At 38.8% G+C, this 23,942-nt stretch carries 17 protein-coding genes; 7 read left to right on the top strand and 10 right to left on the bottom strand.

Features of this window, described 5'->3' with window-relative positions:
* The first annotated feature begins 156 nt into the window (after positions 1–156).
* On the top strand, positions 157–1,680 hold the full coding sequence (locus ACT29I_RS07780; RefSeq protein WP_444793137.1) for a tetratricopeptide repeat protein: 1,524 nt from the start codon (positions 157–159) through the stop codon (positions 1,678–1,680).
* A 117-nt stretch (positions 1,681–1,797) separates the two neighbouring features.
* Here the strand turns inward: ACT29I_RS07780 and ACT29I_RS07775 are convergent, their stop codons facing one another.
* Positions 1,798–4,836: a DUF5060 domain-containing protein gene (locus ACT29I_RS07775; protein ID WP_444793136.1), complete on the bottom strand. Its 3,039-nt coding sequence runs from the start codon at positions 4,834–4,836 to the stop codon at positions 1,798–1,800.
* Between the two features lie 389 nt (positions 4,837–5,225).
* The gene (locus ACT29I_RS07770; protein WP_430931672.1) at positions 5,226–6,710 is read right to left on the bottom strand and encodes a peptide MFS transporter; all 1,485 of its coding nucleotides are present in this window, start codon (positions 6,708–6,710) and stop codon (positions 5,226–5,228) included.
* A 190-nt stretch (positions 6,711–6,900) separates the two neighbouring features.
* Here ACT29I_RS07770 and ACT29I_RS07765 point away from each other — a divergent pair, with 190 nt between their 5' ends.
* From ACT29I_RS07765 to ACT29I_RS07750, 4 genes are all read left to right on the top strand, one after another.
* Entirely contained in the window at positions 6,901–8,424 is a 1,524-nt protein-coding gene (locus tag ACT29I_RS07765) for an NAD(P)H-hydrate dehydratase (protein ID WP_430931671.1), read from the top strand.
* A 29-nt stretch (positions 8,425–8,453) separates the two neighbouring features.
* Positions 8,454–9,563 carry a DUF4831 family protein gene (locus ACT29I_RS07760; protein WP_430931670.1) on the top strand — a complete coding sequence of 370 codons (1,110 nt, stop codon included), beginning with the start codon at positions 8,454–8,456 and terminating at the stop codon, positions 9,561–9,563.
* A gap of 442 nt (positions 9,564–10,005) precedes the next feature.
* Entirely contained in the window at positions 10,006–10,413 is a 408-nt protein-coding gene (locus ACT29I_RS07755) for an ACT domain-containing protein (RefSeq protein ID WP_430931669.1), read from the top strand.
* A gap of 127 nt (positions 10,414–10,540) precedes the next feature.
* A complete protein-coding gene (locus ACT29I_RS07750; RefSeq protein WP_430931668.1) occupies positions 10,541–12,001 on the top strand; it encodes an aminoacyl-histidine dipeptidase in 1,461 nt (486 codons plus the stop codon).
* Positions 12,002–12,139: 138 nt separating this feature from the next.
* Here the strand turns inward: ACT29I_RS07750 and ACT29I_RS07745 are convergent, their stop codons facing one another.
* The 6 genes from ACT29I_RS07745 to ACT29I_RS07720 form a co-directional block, all read right to left on the bottom strand.
* Positions 12,140–13,096 (bottom strand): LPP20 family lipoprotein, encoded by a 957-nt coding sequence (locus ACT29I_RS07745; protein WP_430931667.1) that lies wholly within the window; start codon positions 13,094–13,096, stop codon positions 12,140–12,142.
* Positions 13,097–13,109: 13 nt separating this feature from the next.
* Positions 13,110–14,495 carry a hypothetical protein gene (locus tag ACT29I_RS07740; protein WP_444793135.1) on the bottom strand — a complete coding sequence of 462 codons (1,386 nt, stop codon included), beginning with the start codon at positions 14,493–14,495 and terminating at the stop codon, positions 13,110–13,112.
* A 56-nt stretch (positions 14,496–14,551) separates the two neighbouring features.
* Positions 14,552–15,646, bottom strand: a complete 1,095-nt coding sequence (locus ACT29I_RS07735; protein ID WP_444793134.1) for an alanine racemase — start codon at positions 15,644–15,646, stop codon at positions 14,552–14,554.
* Positions 15,647–15,775: 129 nt separating this feature from the next.
* A complete protein-coding gene (locus ACT29I_RS07730; protein WP_430931664.1) occupies positions 15,776–16,261 on the bottom strand; it encodes a DUF4625 domain-containing protein in 486 nt (161 codons plus the stop codon).
* Between the two features lie 4 nt (positions 16,262–16,265).
* Complete coding sequence (locus ACT29I_RS07725; protein ID WP_444793133.1) at positions 16,266–18,656, bottom strand: TonB-dependent receptor; 2,391 nt, start codon at positions 18,654–18,656, stop codon at positions 16,266–16,268.
* A gap of 74 nt (positions 18,657–18,730) precedes the next feature.
* Positions 18,731–19,093, bottom strand: a complete 363-nt coding sequence (locus ACT29I_RS07720; protein WP_444793132.1) for a hypothetical protein — start codon at positions 19,091–19,093, stop codon at positions 18,731–18,733.
* 77 nt (positions 19,094–19,170) lie between these two features.
* Between ACT29I_RS07720 and ACT29I_RS07715 the strand changes: the two genes are divergently transcribed.
* Positions 19,171–20,406 (top strand): NAD(P)/FAD-dependent oxidoreductase, encoded by a 1,236-nt coding sequence (locus ACT29I_RS07715; protein ID WP_444793131.1) that lies wholly within the window; start codon positions 19,171–19,173, stop codon positions 20,404–20,406.
* 108 nt (positions 20,407–20,514) lie between these two features.
* Positions 20,515–21,777 (top strand): arginine deiminase, encoded by a 1,263-nt coding sequence (locus ACT29I_RS07710; protein ID WP_430931660.1) that lies wholly within the window; start codon positions 20,515–20,517, stop codon positions 21,775–21,777.
* Positions 21,778–21,981: 204 nt separating this feature from the next.
* On the opposite strand, the gene ACT29I_RS07705 is transcribed toward ACT29I_RS07710, so the two are convergent.
* Positions 21,982–23,223, bottom strand: a complete 1,242-nt coding sequence (locus tag ACT29I_RS07705) for a serpin family protein (protein WP_444793130.1) — start codon at positions 23,221–23,223, stop codon at positions 21,982–21,984.
* Positions 23,224–23,296: 73 nt separating this feature from the next.
* Positions 23,297–23,668, bottom strand: a complete 372-nt coding sequence (locus tag ACT29I_RS07700; RefSeq protein WP_430931658.1) for a hypothetical protein — start codon at positions 23,666–23,668, stop codon at positions 23,297–23,299.
* Between the last annotated feature and the right edge of the window lie 274 nt (positions 23,669–23,942).

The following is a 23,942-nucleotide window of genomic DNA, read 5'->3' as shown; positions in this document are numbered from 1 at the left end:
AATCCTCATTTTAAACTAGACAACCATCTTTTAATTTCTAATAGATATCTTTAAAATCAAATTATACCATAACTTTGTTTTATGGGTTATAGCAAGCATTTACATCTCATTTTTTGGGGTTTCATCTCCGGCTCTTTGCTTTTTTCCGCATATTCAGTGGGCAAATCAAAACTCACAACACCCGATAGTTTGTTAAGTTCTTCTATAAATGTAACCATTCAAAATTCGGAGGCTAATTCAGAAGAACAAATTTTGTTATTAAAACAAAAACTAGAACATTTAACAAGTGCCAGGGATACTGCAAATGCCATTCAATGCTTAATTGGCTTAACAGATATTTATCGTTTTAGGGGGGACTATAACGATTCATTCGATAAGCTATGGGATGCTTTATTGCTGGCTGAAGAAATAGATGATGAAATAAGCCAAATACATATCCATAGAAATTTGGGAATTCTTTATAATATATTTAATAAGGACAGTATGGCCATAAATCACATAAGATGGTCCATCAACAGAATAAAATCGAGTAAATTACCAAAAGAAAACAAACATAACCAAGCTAAACAAAGTTATTTTAGTTTGGCTATAGTTCATCGCGACAATAAGGAATATGATTTAGCCTTAAATTATTTAGATTCTTGTTATTTTTTTAATCCGGACGGGGCCCAACCTTTTGTGGTTGCAGAAAAGGGTCTCATCTACTTAAAAAAAGGTCAGTTGACTATGTCGGAATCCTTTTTAAGCAAGGCCAATCGATATTTTATTGATAACAACGCTAACTACCAAATTGCCACTTGTTTATTTTTGGGTGATTTAAAACAAAAACAAAATAAGTTGGACAGTGCAGAATTTTACTATTTAAAGAGCTTGCAAGCACTAAAAGAAAAAAAAGCATATCTGGAGTACAAACCTCAGATTCTAAAGAATCTGGCCTCTGTATACCTGAAGCAAAACAATCCTCAACTGGCATATTCTTTTTTGCACGAAGGAAACATGGCTTCTGACAGCCTTTTTAACGCCAAAAGTGAGAGAAACAATCAACTTTTTGAAATCAAAAACAAATATAAGGAAGCTCTAATTGAAAAGGAAAAGTTGATTCAGCGACAGCATGACGTCATTCATCAGAAAAACAAGATTCAAAATATTTTGAGCATTTTATTTGGTTTGCTATTTCTATTAGGTATTTCGGCCACCGCACTTTTTAAATTAAAAAACCGCTTGAAGAAACTTAACCTACAACAGCAACTAGAGAAAGAAAAAAGCAGAGCCATCCTAGATGTAAAAAGCAAAGAATTAACTACCTATGCTTTGCAACTTATCGATAAGGACCAAGCTTTAAATGAGTTGTTAGATACCATTAAAAAAGAAGTTCCCGGCAAGTACAATTTTTTACGCAACAAGTATTCCAAAGGTAACCAAAACCTTTGGGAAGAATTCAATATGCGATTTGTAAAAGTTAATGATAATTTTTACGAACGACTTAGAGAGAAACATCCTAACATTACAGCTACAGAACAGAAACACTGTGCCTTGATTAAACTACACTTTGACAGTAACGAGATGGCTAAAATCCTTAACATTTCGGTACAGAGTGTCCATACTTCCCGCTATCGTATACGCAAAAAAGTGGGACTTGCACATAAAGAAAGCTTAAGTCATTATATTGGCAGTTTATAATCAACCTATATCCGGGAATAACAATAACTTTGCTCCTATTGACATGATTTGCGTATAAACGGCGTTGACGTAATAAATTAGGATGACAACACCGTTTTCAACACCTACACACCTAAACTAATGCGACTTTACCAGAACAACCCAATCTTTTCCATCTTTATCAGGAGGATTTCCCAAATCTACATCTTTACCTGCTTCAACCTTTTTTCTACTTCCTTTTTGAAGCTCTCCTCCTGTTCGAGGATTAAACCACATTACACTTAACTTACCCGTGGCCGCTGACAAATCCACTTTTGAATTTCCTTTTTTTAAGAAGAAAACATAGATTTCCCCCGGCTTGGCAAAAGCATAATCACTTTTGGCAGCTACTAATTCGTCATGGCTTTCCATTTCCCAGAAAGGAATTTTGTTATCCTGGAAAAAATCCAATGCTATTTTCCCTTGATCCCAAAATAAATCACGGCTGGCATAATCCTGGCAAGTCAAATCGCTATGTGCGTGCTTGTAACCGAAATACCATTCGGTACCCCAGCCTCCCGCCATAAACGTCCCCCAAAGCCCGTTCATACGGGCATTATTGTGTTCCGGATTTTCGGCATCCGGCAACAAAGAATGCTGTGCATCTCCTGGCTCGTCACAGGCCACGGCCCATTGTTTGCCTGCTTTTTTCGATTCGTTGATCCATTTCAGAACCGAACCATGCACATTACTAAAATCAGCTTTGTTGGTTTGTACCGAAGGCCCCGTCAATGGACAATCAGGCCCAAGCATGTCGTAAAACGGATTTCCGTTATGGATTACGATATGATGTTTATACGGATCATGTTCTGCAAAATAAGCAGCCATAGACCAACGTTGCCATTTAAACTGAGGTGCAGTTCGGTTGTCCTTTACCCAATCTCCGCTTTCTTCACAAAGGTTCCAATTTAAGGCCAGGTGGTGCCCAAAACGAGCTATTAACTCGCGGTAGTACAATTTACTATTGGCACCTACTCCTCCATTATCCAACAACCCCTGGTTTTCTACTTCTAGCGTTTTAAAATGAAGAAACATCCCTAGGCTATCGGCGTGTGAAAACAATACTTCCCACTGGTCCATTTTGGAGCAATCGATCCTATCATAAGTGTCGTAATTTATATAAGGAAAAACATTTTGGTCGTCACCTTTAATATTGTTGGTAATAAACGAGAATGCATTCATTCCCTTTGAAGCCAGATAATTTACTGCACCAATGATATCTTTCCCCTTTCCATCTTTCCAGGTTGGGTCACCTTTGTTCCAATGTTTCTCGTGTGCTTCCCATGTTTTTACCAGATTATCTTTGTGTCCGTCATTATGGAATGTGCCATCAAATTCTTCGTATGCCAACATATTTTCCGGTGCATCGGCACCCACTTTCAAGAAATATTCTCCCGACCCGGCAAACTTAAGGTAACGATTGCCGACATATTGCAGGTATCCCTTACTTCTGAAATCCCTTCCTGTTTTATCTGTTTCCTCAATATCAAACGAACCAGAAGATTGATCCATATATTCACCGCTAACCCCTGTCTTTTCCTTATCGCTTACTGCAACAAAACCGCCTTTGCGGAAGTTGACCGTGTAATCCCATTTCCCCAATTCATCAGGAGCAAAATGTACTCGCCACTTATTACCTTTAGTCGAAGAAGTGTTGCCTGCATCACCATCTGCCGCAAAATAACCTGGAACTTTATATTTCTTGCCGCTTGCTTCGTGGGTAAAAGTTACATCGAAACGGTAATGCATGTATGGATTAAATTTATCAGTTTCTGAAGTTTCCGGCCCATCAAAGGTTAAGGTTACTTTATGCCATCTTTTCAACTCTCCTGTTATGGCAGGTTTAACATTGCTTACTTTCTTTTTTCCTTTATAAGCAAGCGGACCAGCATTAGCAGCTGTTGAATTTCTGTCAATCGCCTTTAGTACCTTGTCCGATTTTCCAAGTGGCACAAAAGCAACTCCCGACCAGCGAGCTCTGCTAAACTCTCCGTTAACACTTCCTACTTTTGCTTTTACTGTCACTTTATCTCCCCTATTGACAGTTACATTTCTCCAAACCTTACAATATTTAGCTGATTCTTCGAAAGAGTTAAGACTTAAAGGAGGCAAATAAGTACCTACCTTTTTATCGTTAATTAGAAGTGAATATTCCGAAGAACCATCATTTTCTCCAACACCTAAAAACACCACATCAAAAGTTCCGTTTCTACCCTTAAACACTCTGGTAGTCATAGCTTCTTTTGCTTTATCTGGGTTAATCGCCAACCAATTTTTATCTACATAATAGCTGGTTCCTTCAATGGGGAAATCAATTGCTTTAAGCACGGCAACATCACTTGTGCTTTGAGCAGCAGCAAGCGTTACAGACCTTTTTACCATCAAATCCTCATTAACAACAGGAAATGGTTTAGGCAAGGTTCCGCTACTCACCACCACTTTTGGCCCTTCATCCGCATTAGGAACATAGTTGATATCGTTGGTAAGGATGAACTTATCAAACTCAAATCCATCTTCCCGCATGCTAAATGCAACTTCGTGTTCTCCACTTTTATCAATATCCAGATAAATGAAGTGAGGCACTCCGCAATGCTGTTTTTCGGTACGTTGCTTGCTTTCCCAATGCCAGCTATGCTTATTGGTGCACCATTGCAGTCTTTGCCCTGACTCTGGCCACTCCCCATCTAAACCCACATGCAATCCATTGTCTTCACTACCTGTACTATAAGCTCGCACCCACACGTAATACCTACCTGTTGTTTTGAAGTTTACCTTATAATGAACAAGCGCCATTTTACCCGCTTCACCACAGAAGTTCTCATTAGGAATTAACTTATCATCGTGCGTTACACGCGTATCAGGAATTATTTCGATGTACGAATTATTACTGGCACCTTTACAATGCGGATCATCATCATCTCGACCAACTTTGGGCCAAACGTCTTTTTGATACATATACCACTGACGTAAATCATTCTTAGATTGTCTGTAGAAATATTCGGCTTCCACCGCCACAAGGCCGTTATTTTCCTGAAAGATAACATCTTCGGTTACGATGGGTTTTGTCTGCGCTAATGAACTTAAGGTAACAAAAAGCAAACATGCTACTATAAATTGCAGATATAATGTAGATTTCATATTTATTTTAATTTATGATTAAAAAAATGACAGCATAAATCTAAGTCAATTTATATCTAACACATAGTAAAATTGCCCCTATTTTGGGGTGTAAAATAATATCTACCTATCCACATATTAAAAACGAAAAGCCCACTAAGATCAATCAGCAGGCATTACAATACTGCAGTCTTTGGTTGCCGACAGCAGAGTGAGATAAAATAGGCGAAGACCTCATCATTCATGTGATATGCTAACGCCAAACCAAATGTACAAACGACAACATGTTTGGATCAGAACCTACAAAAAACCAGAAGTCCACAAGGGTACCCTTGTGGACTTCTGAGAATGTTGTTATTTTTAGTCCAATAATCTGTAAAGGTTATTTAGGACCAATCAAATAAATAGATCTATTCAATACCGTGCAATAACTTACGCAGCCAGGGCGATAACAATGCCACCAATAAACCAACACCCACAGCGGTGAGCCCCATTGTGCTGTACACATCAATATAAGTGGCCAAACTGTCCTTAGTAGAAGCCACAATGGCCTCTCCACCGGATTGCCCTTCTGAACCTGTTAACGTAGCCAAAATACCTGCCACATAGTTGGAACCTGCAAACGACAGGAACCAAACCCCCATCAATGTGCCGGTTAGCTTAGCTGGAGCTAATTTTGTAACCATTGATAACCCAATTGGCGAAATAAACAACTCGCCGGTGGTATGCAACATATATAAAAATGCTAATGTCCAAAGAGGCACCTTATAATCTACCGCAAAATGATTTCCAATAATAACCACCAGATATCCTAATCCAAGTTGAATAATACCTAAACCAAACTTCAATGGAATGCTTGGGTTTTTGCCAATCTTAGTTAATTTTGTCCACATCATTGAAAACAATGACCCGAAAAGAATAATATAAAGAGGGTTAAAGAACTGCGTATTACCGGCTGTTAATTCAAAACCTAAAACATTCCTGTTTACATTAACGTCCGCAAAAACGGTCAACGAAGTTCCTGCTTGCTCAAACAATGCCCAGAAAACAATATTGAATATACAAAGGATAATAAAAAGAATCATCCTGTCCAACAACACCTTACCTTCTTTAATACCTTCTTTAATTAGATAGATGATAGAAAATATGGCAGTAGCTCCAAGAATAATTCCAACTATACTGTTTTCGTTCACCAAAAGGTAAATCAAAGGAACAATAGCAAGGGATAACACATAAACCAAGTATTCTTTCGAGATGATTCCTCCCACTTTCTTCTTCAAATCTTCAGGGTTTGGTGGCAATGCCTTTTCAATGTAGTATTTTTGTCCCAGGGTAAAAAAGATAAGTCCTAGCAACATACCAATGCCAGCTAACGCAAATCCGTAATGAAAGCCGTAAGTTTCGCCGATATACACACATACTGTCGTTGCCAGCAGTGCACCAATATTAATCCCAATATAAAAGATCGTAAAACCCGAATCCCTGCGTTCATCGCCATCTTTATAAAGTTTTCCTACAATACTTGAAATATTAGCTTTAAAATACCCGTTACCCACAATCAGTAAGCCCATACCCCAGAACAAGGCATTAGGAGTTCCGCCCAGAATAACAAACTCACCAACAGCCATCAAAACGGCTCCAAATACAACAGCTTTTTTATATCCTAAAAGAGTATCGGCTATTTTACCACCAAGAACGGGCGCCAGGTAAACCAAAGCTGTATACGCCCCATAAATTAGGTAGCTTTCCGATTGTTCAATCAACAATACTTTTAACAGGTACAGGGTCAATAGTCCTCGCATACCATAATAACAGAAACGCTCCCACATTTCAGCCATAAATAGGACAAATAGCCCAAACGGATGCCCTAACAGTTCTTTTTGATTTCCATTCATCTTTAATAGTTCTAATTATTTTATATTGTTTATGTACTAAACGTGATTCTTACTTATATTTGTGAATACGCACAAATGTAAAAAAAAACGAGGCATGAATATAGTGCTTTTTCTCATGTTACAAAGTTTAAATTGTTTTTTTACCTTTTTAATGGAGAAACCAAGGGTATTAACTAAATAAATATAAAAAGTGAAAATATTGACCCCTCAACAAATTAGGGAACTCGACCAATTTACCATCGACAATGAGCCTATAGCCTCTATTGACTTAATGGAACGGGCTGCTCAAAGCTGCATGGATTGGATGGTCTCTAATATTGATGCTACTTCGTATTACGTTTTTGCCGGTACGGGCAATAATGGTGGAGATGGTTTGGCTATCGGCAGAATGTTAGACGCTTTTCCGTTTAACAAGAAAGTTTTTTTGATTCAATTTTCTGATAAGCTTAGTAAGGATGCCAATGCTAATTACAAACATCTGCAAAAAACTGATGCCAATTGCCTTCAAAAAATCGAGTTTTTAAAAGATATTGATTTCGAAAAAATTGAGCCTGATGCCATTATTATTGATGCCATTTTTGGTTCCGGCTTAAATCGTCCTGTTGAAGGATTGGCAAAGTTGGTGATTGATAAAATAAATCAACTTCCCAATAAAATTATATCCATTGATATCCCATCAGGCTTGCTTGCCGAATATGATGAGGATCATACCAACCAGCAGTCTATTGTAAAGGCAGATATTACATTAACTTTTCAAATGCCGAAATTGTCTTTTCTCTTTCCGGAAAACAGCGAATTTGTGGGTCAATGGCATGTGTTAGATATTGGTTTGCTTTCGGAATATATCGAAGAACAACAAGACTTGCACTTACTCGTGGAGAAGTATTTTATCTCTTCTATTCATAAATCCCGCCCCAAGCATAGCCATAAAGGAAATTTCGGTCATGCTTTGTTAATTGCGGGAAGTTACGGTAAAATGGGAGCCGCAATATTAGCAGCTAAAGCTTGCCTGAAATCAGGAGTTGGTTTGCTGACCGCCCATGTTCCGCATTGGGGCTACAATATTATCCAAACCGCTATTCCCGAAGCCATGACCAGCATTGACCGCTCAGAAATGATTTTTACCGAATTTCCCGAATTAAATGGATATAACGCCATAGGCATCGGCCCCGGACTGGATAAAAAGAGAAACACTGTTTTGGCATTTGAAGAGATGCTGGATAAAATTGAGGAACAAACACTGGTGGTGGATGCTGATGGATTAAATATACTGAGTGAAAACAAAAAATTGCTCAATAAGCTGCCCCAACATACTATTCTTACCCCGCATCCAAAGGAGTTTGAACGATTGGCTGGTTCCTGGAAAAATGATATGCACAAACTTAAATTGTTAAAAGAATTTTGCCAGCAAAACAATGTAATCACGGTTTTAAAAGGTGCCCACACGATCACCTGCCTTCCCGATGGTAAATGCTACTTTAACAACACCGGTAATCCGGGCATGGCAACTGCAGGAAGCGGAGATGTATTAACCGGCATAATTCTTGCCTTATTGGCGCAGCGTTATTCACCGGACAAAGCTGCCATTATGGGCGTATATGTGCATGGTAAAGCAGGGGATATAGGATTGCGACACGAATCAGAAGAGTCATTGCTAGCCTCTGATATAATAAGTTCGCTGGGAGAAGCGTTTAAGAGAGTACGATTGAAATAAGAGATTAATATATTTAATAAGTATACCAAATGATTAAAATTAAAATAACACCATTCATCCTGATAGTTGCTTTTTGCGCAACATCAGGTTTGTTCGCGCAGAAAAAAGGAATTGCGCAGGTTGAGGTTAAACCAACCGCTGAAGTCTCCGATGCCACTGCTGAGTCGTTGACCTATATGTTGCCCCAAACAACCATTAAGGTGGATATTGAAATGGAGAAAGTAATTAAAAAAACAGGGCCATATTATCGGTATTCGCAACGCTATTTAAATCTCAACAATGTAATAACCGAAGATGACGAAGAATGGGTCATTAAAGGAGTAAGCATAAGTACCCAAGGGAAAGCGGACGAAAGCAAAAGGTTTAGTATTTTTACAACGGGTAATACTTCTGCTCAAATGCTCACTTTAACTCCGGATGGAGTTTTAGCCGGTATCAACAACAGCTATTCCTTCACGACCGAAGCACCTCACACTGCCACCATATCTACTCCGGCTCTGGCAGATATAGATTTTGACAATGTTGCTTTAAACGAAGAGTTATTATATAAGACCTCTTCTGCAGCTATGGCTCAGGAAGCCGCCAATATGGTTTATCGGTTAAGGACTACCAGAACCGACTTGCTTTCCGGAGAATTAGAAAATTTGCCACCGGATGGTGAAGCCTACAAAACAGTTTTAAAAGAGATAGAAAAACAAGAAAAAGATTTCGTATCGCTTTTTGCAGGTAAAACCGTTACGGTTACTTTAACCCGAAGTTTTGAAGTAACACCTGATCCGCTAAGTAGTTATGAAAATTATGTTATATGCCGTTTCAACCAACAAAAAGGCTTAGTGGATGCCATGGATATTTCAGGAACACCTATCTATTTAAAGCTGAATATTGAGAAAAGAAAAGAATTGAAAAACAATATTACCGCGCCATCGAAAGAACCCGTTAGAAATGGTTTATTCTACAATATACCAGCGGATGCTACCGTAAATATTGTTGATAAAAATATCTCAATTGGTTCTAAAGGCGTGAAATTAGCCCAATACGGTCAGGTTATTTCAATGTCGCCATCGATACTTGCCAAAGAAGGTGTGGTGATTGAGGTTTGTCCGGTTACAGGGGCACTTTTGTCAGTTTCCAGTAAGTAATCCGACCGGCAATAGTCATAACAAAGCCTCAAGGGGACTAGCGCATAAGCAAGGCATCCGAAATTAAGTTTATGAAAAAACTTACAATTTGTAAGACTTGCTGTTAATTACAAATATTTTTGGACACCCCCGTTTCACCATGCAATTCAAACCGACGTATCACATATCTAATTCATGATAAACAGTGACAGTGCATTGGAAATTTAAACCTGGATTATGTATTAGAGGTACGTAATGAGTATTTAAAATACGATAAAACAAGGAGTTTCTGAAACGAGGCATAGCACCGCTCTGGTGAGTTGAAGCAACTCCGTGAAACGCCTTGTTTTGAAGTAGTTTAATTGCGCAACAGGATTTCTAATGCATATTGTGGGTTAAATGATGATAAGCAGAAGAAATTGTTCTTTTGGAAACGGTAAAGGTGACAAAATCAAAAAAATTCATGACAGGAGAAACTAACTTATCTGTTCTTATAAAAGGGATGACCCCCATACTCCATCCAGGCGAATACGTTTTCGTAACCATTAAGGATTTAAACCGGATAAACAGAAAAGACACGATATGCGAGTTTAAAGAAAAAGAAGGAGTAACAATTGTAATCAATAGAATTAAAGCGGACGAATTAGGTTTCAGCTATGATTTTATTGCTTCCTGGATTACACTATCTGTGCATTCTTCATTGGAAGCAGTTGGACTGACTGCTATTTTCTCTGGAGAGTTGGCAAAAAATAATATTAGCTGCAATGTAATTGCAGGTTATTATCACGACCATATTTTCGTCGACAAGGAGGATTCTGTTAGAACCATTGAGGTTCTAACAAACCTATCCAGGAACTTTAAGGAAGAATAATTGTCAACAAGAAGCCTGATAGTTATCACATACTATCCGTTTCTAATTGGTTATTTTAGCGAAAATTAATTAACAAGAACCTCAGTGCCTCAGTGCCTCAGTGTTCGTCATTTCAAATATTACATTCATGAGCAACGAAATATCAAAACTGGAACCCATATCGTTATGGGAGAATTTTTATGCGCTAACACAAATCCCTCGTCCAAGTAAAAAGGAAAAACAGGCAGCCGATTATGTGATGGAATTCGGAAAGAAACTTGGTTTGGAAACTATTGTTGACGGTACTGGCAATGTGGTAATAAAAAAGCCGGCTACACCAGGAATGGAAAACCGTAAGACCGTTGTTTTACAAGGACATGTAGATATGGTGCCGCAAAAGAACAGCGATAAAGTTCATGATTTTGAGAAAGATCCCATTGAAACCTATATTGAAGACGGTTGGGTAAAAGCCAACGGAACTACATTAGGGGCCGACAATGGAATAGGTGTAGCGGCAGCTATGGCCGTTCTGCAATCTAAAGATATACAACATGGACCCATTGAGACCTTATTTACCATTGACGAAGAAACAGGAATGACGGGAGCCTTTGGCCTGGAAGCTGGAATGTTGGAGGCCGATATCTTAATCAATATGGATTCCGAAGATGAAGGTGAACTCTATGTGGGTTGTGCCGGTGGTTCCAACGCTAATATGACATTTAACTATAAAGAGGTAGAACCTGATGCTGACACGGTTGCTTTTAAAATTTCACTGACTGGTTTAAAAGGCGGTCACTCAGGAATGGATATTGTATTGGGTCGGGGAAACGCCAATAAACTGATGTTCCGCTTATTAAAAGAGGTAATTGCAGCTTATGGTGTTCGTTTGGCCTCCATCGATGGAGGAAGCTTGCGCAATGCCATTCCCCGTGAAGCCTTTGCGGTGGTTACCGTTCCTGCCAACAATGTTATAGAATTCTCCGAAACCATTGAGGAGTTTGCAACAATATACCAAAGCGAATTATCGGCTACCGAACCGAACCTATCTCTGATGGCTGAAAAATGCGATATCCCGGCCACATTGATGGATGAGCTTTCGCAAGATGATTTGGTCAATGCCATCCAAGCGTGCCCCAACGGAGTGATCCGTATGAGCGACAGCATGGAAGGTCTGGTAGAAACCTCATTAAATCTGGCCATTGTAAAATCTGAAGGAGGAAAAACCAAGGCCATGTGCTTAATTCGCAGCTCTGTGGATTCTGCCAAGGAAGACGTGGAATCAACGTTAGAAAGCTTATTCCGGTTGGCCGGTGCAGAGGTCGAATTTAGTGGTCAATATCCGGGCTGGAAACCAAATCCCGATTCAGAAATATTGACTGTGATGAAAGATGTATATCACAAGGAATATGGAAAGGTTCCGGAAATAAAAGGAATACATGCTGGATTGGAATGCGGAATACTGGGCGCTGTTTATCCAAATTGGGATATGATTTCATTTGGCCCCACCATCCGTTTTCCACACTCACCTGATGAAAAAGTGAACATCGAAACAGTAGAAAAATTCTGGAAGTTTTTGGTGCAGACATTAAGAAATGTACCTGTTAAATAGTTTTGTTTCCAACAGAGCATACCATCGAGAATTGCGCAAAAGTTAAAAGGCATCGAAAATAGAAGCCTCTTATCTTTTGCGTAAATAGTTATTTATTCATACTTAATCGTATTTATTTGATTCTTTATGAAATACTAGCTAATCAACCAAAACCACACTACCCGCCTTTTGTTGTTCAATTACCTTTCTCACATACAAGTTTCTGGTTATCTGGCGCCCCAGGTTAACCAAATCAATTTCAACGGTCAGGGTTTGAGATGAGGTTGCCTTGCCTTGCGGTAGTTCCGGCATTTCTACCCTACCCCGATCGTCCGATTTCACATGATCGTTCACCAGATAGCCACCTGAATATTCCAGTCGTACCGGACAGTTGCGTACCCTTCTCCCCTTATCATCGCATACCAAAAAGAAATTAGATGTATCCAACATGGATACATCGGAAATCAGTCGAAAACCGTTCACAATGTCACTCATTTCGGTACTAGATTCCGAAGCCAAATCCACTTGTTCTCCTTCCACCTCAGTCGTGGTTGATTCATTTAAATATCCGCTCAGCGCATCAATCGACTGTGCAAAATGTTCTATTGCCGGCATATGGCTTCCCTTTTCGATCAATTCAAGCCCCGTTAAATATTTTTCAGAAGCCAACTTCAATGCTTTTCTTTTTCTTTGTTCTTTTATCTCCTGGTATTTCTGTTTCGAAAGGCGATAAAAGATGTACACGTTTGACAGATCTTCCCATTCATCCACATATTCGTATCCCTCCAGATATTCTGACGAAGTAGATTTAATCCTGTTTTGCAAATATTCATGTACCCCTTGTTTATCCTCCACCTGATAAAACACGGCCTCCGCTTTAATCGTCGAGTTAATCTGACTCGAAATATCGGCCAAAGCCCTCTCCTTGGCCTTATCTTCGTACAGCATTGGCGATCCAATCTTAGGCGTTATTCCTATACCATAATAGTAATTTGGATTTACAGGCCGCTCTTTCAGCCATGACGGTTTAGTTTGCTCCAATAACTCTGCTTGTTTTTTGGTACCCGAACAAGCAGAAAGCAATGCCGCAATAAGCAGTATTAAAGTAGTTCGCATGTAACTTTTTTATTTAGTTCTCTGGCTTATAGTTAATAATCTCCCCGGTAATTTGCGCCACGCAGTTATCCATTAAAGTATTCTCTAATTCCGTTAGTGTTTTTGCTGTTTTATGGCTTTCAAAAAGCTGGTGTAACTTATCCACACTAATCGCATTATCATATACCTTATCTGTATCATGATCTTTGGTTTGATATTTCCATGTACCCGGAACCAATTCCTTGTAGTCTCCTTCAAAATCGGCATACATAATAATATCAGTCTCTTCTTTGTTAAACACATTTGAAACCGCAACTTCATCCCGATCCCTCCTTTTCATTGAATAAGACACCGTCAGGCTTGCTTTGCGCGTCAGGATATATTCGTAGTACTTCACCTTATCGTATATGGTTCTTTCCTTTGTTAGCTTGGTAGTTGCATCCTCATATTTTTCAACCCGCTTCAGATATCCCCTTTTTTCGGTTTTCACCAGCCGTCCATTATCCCTTGAATATTTTTGTACATATGCTTCAAATAACGCCTTGGAATCGGGTATGGATACTTTGCTTTCCACGCCCTTTGTTCTATCCAATAAAAAAGCCTTAAAATTATTGGTACTGGTGGAAGCGGAAGATCCGGCACCAACAACCTCGTAGAGAGGCGAGTTAATATCGTTAATTCCTTTAACCACTTTATTGTTTAACTGACTTGCAATAGTTTTGTAAGATGAAGAATTGGTATTAACCGACGATATATATATCGTAACCTTGGCATAATCCAATGACTTATTCATCAAATCAAGGCTGTTTTGATAGGTGCTAACACCATCAATAATACCTTTAAAAGTATAATAAGCCGAACGATACATATTGTTATTCATCTGTTCGTTTCCCTTCCTATATAAAGGCTCGTATTTGGCAACTACCCATTTACTTTTAGCATCCTTATAATTCCCGTTAATAGACAAAATTTCGGAGAACTGTTTCTCAGAACCGGCAAACTGCTCTAAACGAAGTGCTTTCACCGCATTTCCATACAGTTGGTTCAAGTAGGTATCTTCAACCTCTTGATAATAACTTTTTTCCTCTTCGGGAAAAAGAAGTTTAATGCCTACCCCTTGTAACTTTTTATAATAATTTTCGGCAGCACGGTAGGCATAAACGGCATCTTTTGCACTTCCGCTTTGATATTGCGCTTTGAAGTTTTCGATTTTATCTTCCAGAACTAATTGTCCGGTGCGCTGAAGCCCTAATTTGGCATCAATATTATTGATGTTTTTGCGCAGGGAACTAAAATAATTATCGGCCGCATCGGCATAAAGACCCGAGTTTTCCAGCAAACTTGCTTTTTTTACATATCGCTTACTGGCACATCCACCTACAATAACCATCAAACAAAACAGAAGTAATAATTGCTTCATATAAATATCGTTTATAAATAAATTAATCTTGAATAAAACAGTTCCTCAAGCTACTTCTACTTCATCATTTCGATAAAGTTACCTTCATTGCTTAAAAACTGTTTCATTAAATGAGCTGTCAGACATGAGTGAACCGGTATTATACCAAGCGTATCACCCGGTTTAATCTGCTCCAGGGCCTCTTCACCAACAGAAACTATGCCGTGTTCCTGCGATATGGACCTGACCTCACCCACCACCTGTTCCGTATCCCATTCCAGGCCATTCAACTTAACCACTTTCCCATAAGAAGTAACTCCACTAGGTAATTCTACCCAATCCTTGGAAAGGTGCACTGCCCCTGCATGCATAACTATTTCTTTTCTTTGTGGATGTACAGCCAGTACAGGTGCAGCCAAACAAACCGCTACATCACTCATTTTACAACTACCTATCTGAACCTGGGTATAATCGTAAAAAACGAAATTACCAGGACGATATTCATCCATGCCATAAAAATTGTTGTAAATAGAACAACTCGGCGTGTCGCCCCAGGAAAGTTGCATCAAGGGAAACTCATCTTTTAAAAACGTTTTTATGGCAAGTATTTTTTCCAAAGCAGGTTCAACCATATCCTCTAATTGCTCCTTGTTACGGGCATAGTAAGTGTTACCCGCATGGGTCAAAAAACCTATAAAAATTAACTTCGTGGTATCTTTTAAACAACAAAGTATTTTTTTAATCCCTGATAAGTCACTGGCATTAATACCTGTACGATTATATCCGGTATCGGCCTTAATAAAAACGCCCACCGGATTTTTCAAAGTCTTTTCCAGTTCTTGTATGGTTTCGTCATCTTCCACCAAAATATTCAGATTGATGTTAGCGGACAACTCGTTGATCAGCTCACTATGAATCTTGGTACAAGTCAATGCAACGGTAATATCCTGCCAACCTTGTTGCGCAAAATATTTGGCCATTGTAAACGAGGATACGGTAATCCGCTCCACACCTACTTCCCGAAACCAACCTCCAATTTCAGCGGATTGATGGGTTTTGAAATGTGGCCTAAAGTCTCCCCGCCATCCTTTAACACGCTCTGCCATCTTTTTAATATTGGCCTTACAGATGGAGGTGTTTAGCAGTAATGTTGGTTCTATAATTTGATACATAGCCTTTCGTAATTGGTTGCTCAAATATAATCAACCCTCCTTATTATTACAAAGATAAAAAGGGATGAAACAAATTGTATAATACTATCCGAATCATCCCTTTATTGTTTCAACTAGAACGTTTTATCATTACTCTTCGTGCTCAATTTCTATTTCAATAAAAAACTCACTTTGATTCCCTGCTGCATCCAAGCAATAAACACCAAGGTGGTAGTGACCTTCCGCAACTTCTTCGCTGACTCCTTCGTGAAGTATCGTTACAGGAATAACCATTTCCTGATGGCTTACCGAGGCAGTACTCAAACCATCTTCAAAAGTCCATGTATTTTCATAATCCCAGGCCTCGCCATGATCTTCTTCTGCACCTGATTTTAATTGAATGGCGGAATGCGCATGACTATCAAAAGCACTATGGATATCTACTTTGTAGGATGCCAATTCATCGTTATCTGAAAAATTACATATAAATTCAATTTTATCTCCAGGATGAAAAGCTTCACCATCGACAGGCTTCATCAATTCAATAGTTGGTTTTGTTGTATCTACTTCATCGCTGCTGCTACAGGCAACAAAAACAAAAATAAATATGGGTAATACAAATAATATTTTTTTCATTCTTCTAATTTTTATGGTTAAAAGGAACTTTAATCAACAATTGCAGGTTTCTGCCTTGTTCCGGTATTTCAATTCTTCGGTAAAAACTTATATGATTAAAGTACTTCGTGTTTAAAAGATTACTGCCTTGCAAAACGAGTTCTATCATTTGTTTGCCAACCCAAGCTTCCGTTGAAACTCCAGCCCCTCCAATGATATAACCGTTTGTTTCTTCCTCGTTATTAGATATTCTGCTTTGTTTTAAAGCAAAACGACTATTCAAAAACAAACGAGTGTTTCTTATGGATTTACTTTGTCTGAATATTTTGCAATCCACTTCGGCAAAACCATTAAAGGGTGGCGTAAAAGGTAATGGATAACGTTCTTTTTTGCTGTCCGAAATCCTTTGATTATAGATATATTCTAACGTTACAGAGGAACCTAAAATGCTGTTAAACCATTTTTTCTCCAGGCTAAACTCCACACCCGAAAGCATTGCTTTTGTTTGTGAATATCGATAAATCTGTCCCGCATGTGGAAGCTTGCTAAACTCACCTGTTGGCTGGAGGTACAGATAGTTGGAGAAATAATACAAGTACGGACTTAGTACCAGCATCCAAATTTTATTGTCCCATTCCAGGTTAGCATCTATGTAATATCCTTTCTCCGAACCTAACTTACCATCCCCTTTTTCATGCCTAAACGATCCATGATGTACCCCATTAGCGCCCAACTCGATTGGAGTTGGCATCCTGAAAGCAGTTCCCAGATTCATCCTGGAAATCAGTTGATCGTTTGGCTTATAGACCAACCCAACCAACCAGCTTATATCACCAAAATCCTTATTCAGGTCTGTGCTACGCTGAGCATACAAAGCAGCCTCCTCATTTGAATCACCTTTTGATGTCAGATAATCAAACAAAATATCGTCGTAGAATCCATGGGTTTCAACCGAACCATAATCATATCGGAAGCCTCCGTTCAGTTTCAGTCTATCGTTTAAAGGATATTCTGACTGAACAAAGCCGCCTAAGCTATAGGCATCATACTGAGGCAACAAATAATTATACCCCGTCACATCATTATCCTTTAACTGATACTGCAGGCCCAAGCGCAATTTACCCAATGCCGAGGCGTTTAATTGGTATTTGACATTTGCACTATAGGTCTTTAAACGGAACTCTAATTCCAGATCTTTATTCGTTTCAGGTGCGGTCTGATTTGAATAATGCGTATGGAAAGTGCTCCATTCCTGCCTTAAGTTATCCTGCAAACCCAAATAAAATGCAAGGTCACCATTGCTTAGGAAAAACCTGGTTTGACTGAGCACTTTTAAATGATTGGCTTTCTGATATGGATAATCTATATTCCTATAATCTCCGTCATGTGCTACCCTTTCAATCTTAGGCACCCCATGTGCACCCTGAAAAAACCCTGACTTTTGATAAACACTACTTGCGGAAACCGTTGTTTTATACTTTTCGGTTATTCTGCCTACCAAAACCGACAAGTCTTTTTCTTCACCTGCCGTGTTCTTAAGCCTATTATTGTAGATCGGAATATCCGTTTCTAAATATCTAATTTTGACAGAAGGGATTCGGTAGTCACCATAGTCCTGAGCCGAGGCTCTAGCCTTAAAAAAATATTTATCCGACCTACCCGTCAGCGACAATGATCCTCCATAGTTATCATTCACCGATTTCCCGATTAAAGTCACATCGCCCGAAAAAGAATGTTTAGTCGGCAGCTTGTTATTGGTAATGTTTATATAACCACCAATGGCGTCGCTACCATATTCCAAACCGGAAGCACCTTTAACCACCTCTGCCATTTCAATGCTAAACGGATCCAGCTCCAGACCATGATCGGCACCCCACTGCTGTCCCTCCTGTTTAACACCGTTCTCGCTTACCACAACACGGTTAAAGCCCATACCCCTGATAATTGGTTTAGATGCATGGGCTCCTATATCCATTGCGTTTACACCGGGTAATCGTTCGATGGATTTAATAAAGGTTCCCGTTTGATTTTGCGTAACAAAATTGGCATTTACAACTTCGTTTTTCTTCGACTTGGTTCTACTAATACCATTCACAACTACGGCTATTTCCGTCATCAACCGGTTGTCTGGCTTTAACAAAACTTCAACCTGAACATCTTGCGTAACAAAGAAAGATGAGTCTTTTTTATGGTAACCGACAAACGAAAAGGTAATATTCACCTTTCCTTCCGGCACTTCGTGTTCAAAACCACCATTACTATCTGTTACATCACACATATCGGCATAATGCACATGACAACCAGGCAGAGGAATACCCTCTTCGTCATTTACAACACCTGTAACAGAATACATTTGTGCCCTACTGGTCAATGCGAAGCACACAAGCAGCGAGCACATTATAATGTACTTTCTCACAAATTATTTTGTTAAGATAAAAAATGTCTGCCTACCAAAAACAGGTAAGCTAAGCAGAGATAATAAAAATGCAATTAGGTCAGGATGAATAATGGTGGACCTCTGTGTTTAATTGTCTGATGACTGTTACAGTAAACAAATTCCTGTATCTCGTTATTAACAAGCTCCATATAATAATTAGCAACACCAACTAACTCTATTTTCGCAGCTTTATTGAAACTAGCAAACTCAAACTCACATACCGGACAAGCTTTTTTTGTTTCAACCGGATTATTAAAACTATTGAAATCATTGTATTTGCAATGGTGTTGCTCGCAACAATGGGATTCAATGGGAGCCTGCCAGTGATGTTGTACCACGTGCGTTGCCTGATAAATGCTTGGAAAAACAAATATCAACACAAACAGTATTGATGTGAAAAATTTAGCTCTCTTCATTGGGCGACAAAAATACATGGAATAAACACGTGACAAGAAAAAATGTTGTTTTTTTTTCTAACATCCAAAACAATTCCATGACCAGAACATTATTATTAATTCATAACTTTATAAACTTCTATACCAAAAACACACGTAAAATGATTGTGAAGGATTTTATCATAATTGGAGGAGGAATTGCTGGTCTTTCTGCTATAAAAGCTATTAGGGACGAAAACAATTCGGGCTCTATACTTTGGATTACGGACGAAGATAGATTACCCTACAAAAGGACAAAAATCAATAAACATATAAACGTTGGGTTTTCTAAGGATGATTTCGCCCTGATTGATCATGATTGGTTGGTTGACAACCAGGTTGAACTATTGTTTGACAAAGTTGAAAGCATTGACACCCATAAGCACGAGCTTTCGTTTCTGCACAGAGGAAACCTGAGATACAGCAAACTTATTGTTGCTACAGGAAACAAACCTAAGCATTTACAGATTGAAGGTATACCCGATGACATTGTTTTTAACGTGCATACAGCACGACAAGTTGATAATATTATTCGTTCCGCATCATCTTCAAAATCATACTTAGTAGTTGGTGCCGGCGTTGAAGGCGTCGAAACAGCCGATCAGTTGGCACAAAAAGGGAAAGAGGTGATTTTGGTAGACCGAAACCCCATTGTGCTGCAGCGATTCCTTACGCCAAAGTTTGCCGATTTATTACAGGATTCTATTCGTAAAGCCGGAATTCAATTGATCCTGGATGCCAGAGACTTAAGGTTTATAGTTGATAGATCAGGGAATAACCATATTCAGATCGACCACCGGCAATATAAATGCGACAGGATAATTTCTACCATTGGTTATACACCAAATATTGATTTGGCCTCTGATGCTAATATCAAATGTAACTTTGGAATTTTGGTGGACGAACACCTTCAAACTTCGGCCGCTGACGTTTATGCTGCCGGCGACGTAGCTGAACATACCCAGGGGATTGTTACGGGTTTGTGGCACGCGGCCGAACATCAGGGAAAAATTGCAGGGATGAATGCTTGCGGAAAAAAAGAAAAACTGGTATTAAAACCTTTCCGGATGAAGACCGAAGTATTTGGTGAATACTATTTTTCGGTTCCTCCACTGGGAAATAATTTGGAATTGACCGAAGAAAAGAATGGTGATAAAGTAAGGGATATGTACTTTGCAAACGATAGGCTTGAAGCTCTATTAATGAAGAACGATGGAGAACGGGCCAAAATGTACCAAAAAGCACTAATGGAAAAATGGAGCTTACATAAAATAAAAAACGAACTTCCTTTGTAGTCCTGTTTCACGTCAGCGGTCACTCAACATATTTGGTGTAATAAATCATCGTTTTGTTATTTTAAAATCCTTATTTTCGTCAGCAATCCGAATATAACAATTTAACATATGACCGAAGCCATTCATACCGGGGTTTATTCCGAAATTGGGGAAATAGAAGGCGTTATACTGCATACACCTGGCAGCGAAGTAGAAAACATGACGCCAGGAAATGCGGAAAGAGCATTATATAGTGATATTTTAAATCTTTCCGTGGCAGAAGAGGAGTACCAGCAATTAAGTCAGGTATTAGCCAAAGTCACCAATACTTTTCAAGTCAAAGATTTATTGACCGAAATACTCAATATCCACGAAATTAAGGATAGCCTGGTTTCAAAAATATGCAAAGCCGAAAATGTTAAACCCTTAAAAAATTCGTTACTTAAGCTAAGACCGGAAGAGTTAGCCCGGCAAATTATTGAAGGGGTGCCACTTAATAAAAATACGTTAACTGGATTTTTGTCGGATGAAAGAAATGCTTTACGTCCTTTACACAATTTCTTTTTTACCCGCGATGCTTCCATGTCGGTGTACGATCATGTTTTAATTGGGAGAATGGCCAACAAAGTCAGAGAAAGGGAAGCCATGGTGATGGAGTCTATTTTCAATCACTCGTCTAAATTAAGTGGAAAAACACTCAATCCGTATAAATCGAAACAGTACCGGAAAGATATATCCATTGAAGGGGGAGACGTGCTGGTCGCCCGCGAGGATATATTAATTATTGGAACCGGCATTAGAACCAGTACTCAAGGCATTGACTATATCATCCGACAAATACAAAAGAACAAAGGAAAGCATAGCGTTGTGGTACAACAGCTTCCATCAAAACCCGAAAGTTTCATTCATCTGGATATGGTGTTTACCCTGCTCGACAGGGACAAGTGCATGGTTTACGAACCTGTAATTATGCAACCCAATAAATATCAAACGATATTAATTTCTATTGAAGATGGCAAGGTAAAAAACATCGAAAAGCAGACTAACCTGGTGCAATGCCTGAATAGCCTAGGCATGCCATTAAAGCCCTTGTATTGCGGTGGACGGAAAGACATCTGGATTCAGGAGCGGGAACAGTGGCATAGCGGGGCCAACTTTTTTGCCGTCGGCCCGGGGAAAGTAATCGGCTATGCGCGTAATGTATATACCATGGAAGAAATGAACAACAATGGTTTTGAGATTATTCCGGCCATGGATGTCATCGAAAATAAAACCAACTTATCTGATTACGAAAAATATGTGATTACCATCAGTGGTGCCGAACTGGCACGAGGTGGTGGCGGCGCCCGTTGTATGACCATGCCGTTTAAAAGAAAACGAGTGGAGTATTAGTCATGTGATGGCAGCAAATAACCGTACAACGGTAACGAATAGTGATATTCATACTTAAACAGACAGGGATTCCAGGATAAAATTAATCATGCAAAACTGATCTCAAAACAAATCCCCATCCCACGTCATTGACATGGTACTTCCCGTGCTATCAGAAGCAAAGGGAAGATCCTCTTTTTTTTCCTACAAGCTAAATGATAACAACTATTCCGGCTGCATACACCTGCCCATGAATAAAATGGTATTGGTATCTTTTTCCGTAATGGCGAATATAAAAGGTCGGTCTGCCGAGAAATGAATAGGCTGATTAGGACCAACGGATGTAAATGCGATTTCCACACTTGTTACGGCTGCTGCTTCTGTTCCTTTTTCATCTACCTCGATGAAGGTTTTGTGTTTTACCTTTGATATATAAATTCCGCCTCCCTCTAATATACCCGAAAAATCCGCCTCAAACTGATCAAAAGCCAAAGACATTCCCATATTTATCAATGGCTTATTTAATTGATAATCTCCTTCAATCTTAAATTTTGGGAAGCCCAATACAACTGTACGTGCGGTTAAGCTATTCATCCATAAACTCCAGCTATTATCATTGGTAGCTTCAACAATATCAGTTACTGTTTTACCGGTATTAGGCTTTAGTACTACCATATTAAAATGGCCGTTGCCATAAGGCATTTCAACCATCGAAAACAAGTCGTTTTGCGCATAACCTAAATCAGCTTGTTGGTGCATCATATCTACTTTTGTTTCAGCACCTGTTTCAGTATAAAATGAAGCTTCCTTTGTATCACGCTTATCGAACTCGTTTTGCCACTCCCCATAAAAATAAATGGCATTGATCAGGAACATCACATGTTCAGGAGTTACCTGATCTACTATTTGAGGAATTTTTCCATTAGTAGTATCATCTACCCAATTATTGATCGTTTTTTTTGCTCCTTCGGCATCGGAAAAATCAAGGGCACTGACCTCGGCCTTAAAATATTCTTGATTCACTTTTATAAAATCGGGAAGAACAGTGACATCATCCCTGTACCAAATGCTGTTGGCAATATCCAGCGTAAGCTTATTGTCTGCATTTCTTAAAACATCTACCAGCTTTTTCTGATATTGGTTAATTTCATCACCCAGGGATTCATCAAAGGCCAGAATATTGTTCATTTGGGTTAAAGTTTCTCCTTTAGCTCCATTACGCGTCATACTCAAAGCCTGAAATATACTTAAGGGAGAAATTAAGGCATTCTCACCTTCTTCCACGTCCTGAAGAACTTCTTTAAATATATTGGCTCCAAAAGTATTTGATGATTCTACCAAAGAAGCCGATTTTAAATCCAGCTCAATAGGTGTGTATTCGTTATTATTTTGCGGGTCGTCACTTTTGTTACAAGCTGCAAAACTAAGTGCAAAAAAGCATATCGAAATACGCACAAAATTTCTCATGTTAAGTTGTTTTTAATTTTGTTACGATGTAATGATGGAGGATTATTGAAAAGGTTGCTTCCCTAAGGTTAAATTAACTCTTAACCCATTCCAACGCTGCTTCAAAAGTGCTAAATGCTTTGTGTTGCATTTCGGCATGAGACTCTTCAAAAAGCAATAAAACCACGACATTGGGCGTATCTAAAACAACTCCGAGTTTTAAGTTTTCAAAAACATCAATGTTCGCTTTATAAAATTCGGCTATATCCTGCAACTCATTTATCGTCGCATTATTTTCACACGCAGTAAAATCGGTAACGATACCCTTTAATCCGGCATGAACCAAACCTTTCTCTATGTCCGTTTTCCACGAATTAATCACATCTTGCATAACAACACTTCCCCTGAAAGATCTGATTAAAACAGAATCATCTTCAACCAAAGTATGTTCCACATGATATGACATAAACGTTTTTGTTTGACACTAAGTAGTGTAAAATTAATTATTCATCCAATGAAGTATGATAATAACATGAATTAATAGATGTACTTATCACTTATAGGGACGAACGGCCTATCTGCTGTGATTAAAGTAAATTAAATATTTTTTTACGTAAACACACGAACTAAACCATTAAAAATCGGGGCACATATGACGGTTCTGTTTTAACGGTAAAAAAAAATATCATATCCAACAGTACAAAACGAATTTAACATACTGATTTTCTGATTGTATAAAT

It is taken from the genome of Saccharicrinis sp. GN24d3 (assembly GCF_052400645.1).
Lineage (GTDB): Bacteria > Bacteroidota > Bacteroidia > Bacteroidales > Marinilabiliaceae > Saccharicrinis.
Note: the sequence above shows the minus strand (reverse complement) of the source record. Positions and strands in the feature narration are given on the sequence as shown.